The sequence below is a fragment of the Pseudonocardia sp. genome, assembly GCF_025965585.1.
Classification (GTDB): Bacteria; Actinomycetota; Actinomycetes; order Mycobacteriales; family Pseudonocardiaceae; genus Pseudonocardia.
This window is the reverse complement of the sequence record NZ_JAOPWR010000507.1, coordinates 1-3,344: the sequence shown is the minus strand read 5'-3', so window position 1 is coordinate 3,344 and position 3,344 is coordinate 1. Positions and strand designations below refer to the sequence as shown.

Here is a 3,344-nt window from a genome sequence, read left to right as displayed (position 1 = left end):
GCCTACTGCCCCGCGTACGCCGAGCTGCTCGACTGAGTGGCGCAGGTCACACCCGATCGGGAACGGGAACACCGCGCCGTTGACCATGTCTTGACGATCAGGTGACCACGGCTTCCGACAAGGTCGGCATCAAGACCGCGCCATCGAGCGGGGCACCCCAGGGTCGGGGGCAGCGCCTCACCCTGATCATCGTGCTGGGCGGCCTCATCGCCCTCGGCCCGCTGACGATCGACATGTACCTCCCCTCGCTGCCGACGATCACGGCAGAACTCATGACCACCTCGTCCACGATCCAGCTGACGCTCACCGGCACGCTGGTCGGCCTCGCGCTGGGCCAGTTGGTGATCGGCCCGCTGTCGGACGCGCTGGGCCGCCGCCGCCCTCTGCTCATCGGCACGGGCCTCCACGTCCTGGCCTCGGCGGCGATCATCATCGCGCCGAACGTGACCGTGCTCGGCGCGCTGCGCGTGCTGCAGGGCGTCGGCGCCGCGGCGGGCGCCGTGATCGCGCTGGCCGTCGTGCGCGACCTGTACAGCGGCCGCGCGGCCGCCACCCTGCTCTCCCGGCTGATCCTCGTGATGGGCGTGGCGCCGGTCATCGCCCCGACGCTCGGTGGCGAGCTGCTGCGCTTCACGTCCTGGCGGGGCGTGTTCGCCTGCCTCGCCGGCTACGGCCTCGTGATCATCCCGCTGACGGCGTGGACGTTGCGCGAGACGCTGCCGGCCGACCGCAGGCGCAGCGCGGGCGTCCTGGAGACCCTGCGCACCTACGGCGGCCTGCTTCGCGACCGCACGTTCGTCGGGCTCGTACTGGTCGCCGGGCTCGCGATGGCCGGCCTGTTCGGCTACGTCGCCGGCTCGTCGTTCGTGTTCCAGGAGGAGTACGGGCTCAACCAGCAGGAGTTCGGGCTGGTGTTCGGCGCGGGTGCGGTCTGGTTGATCGCCGCCACCCAGCTCAACGCCTACCTGCTGCGCGCGTTCGAGCCGCGGGTCCTCCTGCTCGCCGCCGTCAGCGGTGGCACCGTCGCCGGCCTCGTGCTGGTCACGCTGGCCGTCACCGGGGTGGGCGGGATCATCGGAGTCATCGTGCCGATGTGGGCCGTGTTGTTCTGCGTCGGCCTCGCGCTGCCCAACGCCCCGGCGCTCGCCCTCGCGCGGCACGGCGAGGCGGCGGGCACGGCGGCGGCCCTGCTCGGCGCCGTCCAGTTCGGCATCGGCGCGGTCATCTCGCCCATGGTCGGCATCCTCGGTAACAACGCCGTCGCGATGGGCACGGTCGTGGCGGGCGGACTGTTCCTGGCGCTCGTGGTGCTCGTCGCGGTCGTCCGGCCGTGGCAGCTCGAGGACATCGACGCCCCCGTGGTGGCCGCCGTCCACTGACGCCTGTGCCGCGGAGGCCGCGCGGGCGAGGGGAGCGGCCGGAGGTCGACGGCGGCCCTGTCGCCATCGTGTCCGTTCGTACCGGATCGACCGGTGCCGATCGCCGGTCCGTGGACCACCAGACATGATGGGCCCACTCCTGTCCCCAGGCGGAGCCCCGACACGCGGAGGTCGTCGTGCGCAGGTTGTCCACCCTCGTCGCGGTGCTGGTGGTGCTGCTGCTCTCGGGCGCGGGCGTCGCGCTGGCCGAGCCGCCGTCCCGGCTCGCCGACCGCGTCACCGACCGCGCCGGGGTGCTTACCCCGGCGGCGAAGGCCGAGGTCACCGCCGCGGTGAACCGCCTGAAGCAGGAGAAGGGCATCGATCTCTTCGTCGTCTACGTCTCCTCGTTCGACGCCGCGCAGCCGGAGGACTGGGCGAACGACACCGCACGGCTCTCCCAGCTCGGACGCCAGGACGTGCTGCTCGCGGTGGCCACCGACGACCGCGCCTACCATGTGTCCTACGACCAGGACTTCTCCCTGTCACAGTCGGTCACCGACTCGATCGCTGCGAACGACGTCGAGCCGCGTCTCTCGGCGGGTGACTGGGCCGGCGCCGCCGTCGGGCTCGCGGACGGCATCCGGGGCGGCGGCGGGTCCGGCAGCGGCGGCGTGGGCACGGGCGTGCTCGTCCTCGGCGGTGTGGTGATCGTCGGCGGCGGGGCGTACCTGCTCCGCAGACGGCGCAAGGACCGGGAGAAGGCCGCCGTCCCCGCTCCGGCCGACGCCACCGTTCCAGCGCCCGACGAGTTCTCCGGTGTGTCAACCGGGGACCTGTCCTACCAGGGCAGCCAGGCCCTCATCGACGTCGACGACGCCGTGCGCACGTCCGAGCAGGAGCTGGCCGCCGCCCGCGCCCACTTCGGCGACGAGGCGGTGGCCGGGTTCGCGGCGGCGCTGGAGCAGTCCCGCGCCGAGATGCTGCACGGGTTCACGCTGCGCCAGCAGCTCGACGACGACATCCCCGAGGACGAGCCGACGAAGCGCGCGATGCTCGCCGAGATCATCCGCTCCTGCACGGCCGCCGATCAGCGACTCGACGCCCAGGCCGCCGCGTTCGACCAGCTCCGGAACCTCGAGGCCACCGCTCCGGAGTACCTCGCCGGGCTGGCCACGCGCCTGGACGCAGCGAACGCGCGCGTACCGCAGGTGGACGCCGCCGGCGCCGCCCTGCGCACCCGCTACGCCGCCGCCGCGCTGGAGCCCGTGGCCGGCAACCTCGACCAGGCCCGCAAGCTGCTCACCGTCGCCGCGGACGAGGTGCAGGCCGCCCGTGACGAGCTGGCCGAGGCCGTGCCCACGCCGGAGGAGCCGAACGCCGGCCGCAGCGCCGCCGTCATGTCCGGGCGCGCGGCGGAGGACGCGATCACGCAGGCCGGCACGCTGCTCGACGGCATCGGGCGGCTGGAGGGCGAGCTCGTGGCCGCGACGGAGAAGATCGCCGCCGCCCGCGCCGAGACCGAGCAGGACCTCGCCGAGGCCCGCACCCTGCTGTCCTCGGGTGACGCCGGCGGGCTCGCCGCGCTCATCGCCCGCGCCGAGGCCGCGCTCGTCTCCGCCGCCGAGGCCGAGCGGGCCACCCCTCCCGACCCGCTGGCCGCGCTCCGGCTCGTCGACGAGGCCGACAAGGCGCTCGATCGCGGCCTCGCCGAGGCGCGCGACGCGCAGGCCCGGAACACCCGCGCGCGCGCCGCGCTGGAGCAGACGCTGCTCACCGCGCGCTCGGCCGTCTCCGCGGCGGACGACTTCATCGCCACGCGCCGGGGTGCCGTCGGCACCGAGGCCCGCACCCGGCTCGCCGAGGCCCAGCGCCACCTGGCGCAGGCGCAGGCGGGCGGCGACCCCACCATCGCGCTCGGGGAGGCCCAGGCCGCCGACGGCCTCGCCCGGCAGGCGCTGCAGGTGGCCCAGAACGACGTCTCGC

The 3,344-nt window shown here is 74.5% G+C and carries 2 protein-coding genes; both read left to right on the top strand.

All coding sequences use genetic code 11. From position 1 onward, the window contains the following. Positions 1-101 precede the first annotated feature (101 nt). Complete coding sequence (locus JWR81_RS30870; protein WP_297660993.1) at positions 102-1,379, top strand: multidrug effflux MFS transporter; 1,278 nt, start codon at positions 102-104, stop codon at positions 1,377-1,379. 176 nt (positions 1,380-1,555) lie between these two features. Then, positions 1,556-3,344: TPM domain-containing protein (locus JWR81_RS30865; protein WP_297660991.1), on the top strand; the 1,789-nt coding region annotated here is incomplete at its 3' end.